The following is a 3,301-nucleotide window of genomic DNA, read 5'->3' on the forward strand; positions in this document are numbered from 1 at the left end:
CGGGATCGCGGCCGGCGGGGCGACCGACCTGGGCACGGACGGGGCGCTGCTCGGCCTCGGCGCCGGTGTCTGCGCGCTGATCGGCCATCGCGTCGCCTCGTACGACTACCCGTCGCGCTTCGTCCACATGACGGCGGGCGTGGCCCTGCCGCTCGCGGCGGCGGCCCCGGCGGTCTATCTGCTGGGCCGCGCGCTCGGCTGATCACCGGCCGTCTTTGATCGACAAGTTGGGAACAAGTGGACGGGTGGCCGTCGCCCGTGCGTTCGGCGACGTACTCTCGCGGCATCAATCACTCCCGGCGGGGGGACAAAAAGCGCCGGGGGACGTCGGACGTGGGGGAGCCTCAAGGCCATGCGCGCACTGCGAATACTGCTGATCTTCGTCGTCATCGTCGGCGGCCTCTTCGTGATCGCCGACCGCATCGCGGTGAACGTCGCCGAGGGCAAGGCCGCCGACAAGGTGCGTTCGAGCGAGGGCCTGGCCAGTACGCCCGACGTGTCCATCAACGGATTCCCGTTCCTGACCCAGGTCGCCGGCGGCACCCTTGACGACGTCGAGATCCGCATCAAGGACTACGACGCCAAGAGCGGCAGCGACAGCATCCGCATCGCCGACCTGAAGGCCGAGATGCACGGCGTGGAGTTCAACAGCAGCTTCAGCTCCGCCACCGCGGACTCCGCCACCGGCACGGCCCGGATCTCCTACGACGAGCTCCTGAAGGCCGTGAAGCAGCAGGACGCGGCCGCTGTCGCGCCGGGCGTGACCGCGCGGATCGACGGCCTCTCCTACGGCGGCGGGGACAAGGTCAAGGTGGCGGTCACTGTGACGACGCCGGTGGGCACCCTGCACCCCACCGTGCTCAGCACGGTCAAGGTCACCGACGGCAAGGTCTCGGCCCGCGCCGACAGCCTCCCCAAGATCGGCGCGTTCGACCTGGCCGAGGGCCGGGTCCGCGGGGTCACCGACTTCCAGCAGGCGATCGACAACCTGCCGGCGGGCATCAAGCTGGACAAGGTGGCGGCCGTCCAGGACGGCGTCGAGATCACGGTGAAGGGCTCCCACCTCGACCTCGTCGGGTGACGACGCCCCCGCGGCGCCGTCCGAGGAGCGAGACGGCGCCGTCCGTACCGTAGGAGTGAGCGGAGCCACAGCGCCCCCGGCGCCGGGCCGTGCGGGCGTCCGCTCCCTCCATTTCTCACATGCCGGACGATCGTGTCTCATTATCCGACACGCCGGTGACACGGCCGCCGTTGCGTCCTTACGATCGGACACATGCAGCGACAGGCGGATCTCACGAAGCGGCGGGCAGTAGACCTGTGCCGCGTCGCCGCCATGCTCTGTCGCACCTTCTGAGCGGGCCCTCGGCCGACCAGGCCAACTCCCGCTTCTCCAGGACCCCTTGAGGTGACTCGGGGTCGCCCCCGTGCCCCTTGCGCACTCCCCTCTCGTATGCCCCCGCAACTGCCCCGGAGGAAGACAGCATGAGCCGCAGTGACGTCCTGGTAGACGCCGACTGGGTCGAGGCCAACCTCGACAACGACAGCGTGGCGATCGTCGAGGTCGACGAGGACACGTCCGCGTACGACAAGAACCACATCAAGAACGCGATCCGCATCGACTGGACCAAGGACCTGCAGGACCCGGTCCGCCGTGACTTCATCGACCAGGAGGGCTTCGAGAAGCTCCTGTCGAAGAAGGGCATCGGCAACGACACGACCGTCGTCCTCTACGGCGGCAACAACAACTGGTTCGCCTCCTACGCCTACTGGTACTTCAAGCTCTACGGCCACAGCGACGTCAAGCTCCTCGACGGCGGCCGCAAGAAGTGGGAGCTCGACTCCCGCGACCTGGTCGACGGCTCGCAGGTCCCCGACCGCGCGGCCACCGACTACAAGGCCAAGCCGCAGGACACCTCGATCCGCGCCTTCCGCGACGACGTCGTGAACGCGATCGGCAGCCAGAACCTCGTCGACGTGCGCTCGCCCGACGAGTTCTCCGGGAAGCTGCTCGCCCCGGCCCACCTCCCGCAGGAGCAGTCGCAGCGTCCGGGCCACGTCCCGTCCGCGCGCAACATCCCGTGGTCGAAGAACGCCAACGACGACGGCACCTTCAAGTCGGACGACGAGCTCAAGGAGCTCTACGCCGACGAGCAGGTCGACCTCGCCAAGGACTCCATCGCGTACTGCCGCATCGGTGAGCGCTCGGCGCTCACCTGGTTCGTGCTGCACGAGCTCCTCGGCGTCGAGAACGTCAAGAACTACGACGGCTCGTGGACCGAGTACGGCTCGCTGGTCGGCGTGCCGATCGAGCTCGGCGCCAACAAGTAACCGCTCTTTCTCTTCTAGGAGTTCAAGTATGTGTGGAGCGAAGGCCGGCGGACCCGACGCCTCGACGATCAAGCCCGGTGAGACCACGATCCAGGGCCAGGTGACCCGCGACGGCGAGCCGGTGACCGGCTACGTGCGCCTCCTCGACGCGACCGGCGAGTTCACCGCCGAGGTCCCCACCTCGGCCACGGGCCAGTTCCGCTTCTACGCGGCCGAGGGCACCTGGACGCTGCGCGCGCTCGTTCCCGGCGGCACGGCGGACCGTACGGTCGTCGCGCAGACCGGCGGGCTCGCGGAGGTCGCGATCGCCGTGTGACGGTGGCGCCGCGACGCGCGAAGAACGGCTGAAGGGCCGCACCTCCGGGGGTTGGACGCCACTGGTACGGGGTGCGGTCCTTCGGCTTACCCTGGAGTCATGTACGCGCGGCGGAAGCACATGTACTTCGCCATGATGGGCCTGTGCATCGGGCTGTTCGTCCTGGCCTGGGGCGTCGTGCGGCTCTGGTCGATCCCCGCCGCCGTGGCCATGTGCGTCGTCGCCATGGTCATCCCGCCGGCCGCCGCCATCGTCGCCAACCGGCGCGGCCCCGATGACCGCTGGTGGGACGACCCCTCGGGCGACCGGAAGTCCGACGAGTGGTGGGACGAACTGGACGGCAAGAAGCGCAGGCCGTAGGCGCGCGCGACAGTAGCCGGTTCGTAATCAACTTCCGTGCAACCAGCAGGGTTTGTCGTGGGTCTCCTGTGCGCGCGGATACGGAATCCGCGCCTCGCGTTCCGTGGGGGGACCCGTTGGATTACGTACAGGACGCTGCCCAGGCGCCGCCGGAAGCGGCACCTGAAGCGCCGCCCGTGGTGCAGGCGGAGGCGCCGCCGCAAGCGCTGCCGGAAGCGCAGCAGGACGTGCCGCCGCAGGCTCCGCCGCGCCGCCGCGGCCGCACCACCCTGCTGATCGCCTGCGCCGCCGTGCTCG

Annotated in this window: 4 protein-coding genes and 2 pseudogenes; all 6 read left to right on the forward strand. The window is 69.3% G+C overall.

What is annotated here, in order from left to right:
* Positions 1-202: pseudogene (locus G3I40_RS20115) on the forward strand (hypothetical protein); the annotation flags it as partial.
* Between the two features lie 150 nt (positions 203-352).
* On the forward strand, positions 353-1,081 hold the full coding sequence (locus tag G3I40_RS20120; protein ID WP_164303530.1) for a DUF2993 domain-containing protein: 729 nt from the start codon (positions 353-355) through the stop codon (positions 1,079-1,081).
* A gap of 401 nt (positions 1,082-1,482) precedes the next feature.
* Complete coding sequence (locus tag G3I40_RS20125; protein ID WP_164303531.1) at positions 1,483-2,328, forward strand: sulfurtransferase; 846 nt, start codon at positions 1,483-1,485, stop codon at positions 2,326-2,328.
* Positions 2,329-2,356: 28 nt separating this feature from the next.
* Positions 2,357-2,644, forward strand: coding sequence for a DUF1416 domain-containing protein (locus tag G3I40_RS20130; protein ID WP_164303532.1), 288 nt, complete (start codon positions 2,357-2,359; stop codon positions 2,642-2,644).
* Between the two features lie 99 nt (positions 2,645-2,743).
* Positions 2,744-3,004, forward strand: a complete 261-nt coding sequence (locus G3I40_RS20135) for a DUF3099 domain-containing protein (RefSeq protein ID WP_164303533.1) — start codon at positions 2,744-2,746, stop codon at positions 3,002-3,004.
* Positions 3,005-3,120: 116 nt separating this feature from the next.
* Positions 3,121-3,301 (forward strand): annotated as a pseudogene (locus G3I40_RS46490) (hypothetical protein); the annotation flags it as partial.

Source organism: Streptomyces sp. SID14478 (assembly GCF_010548525.1).
Classification (GTDB): Bacteria; Actinomycetota; Actinomycetes; order Streptomycetales; family Streptomycetaceae; genus Streptomyces.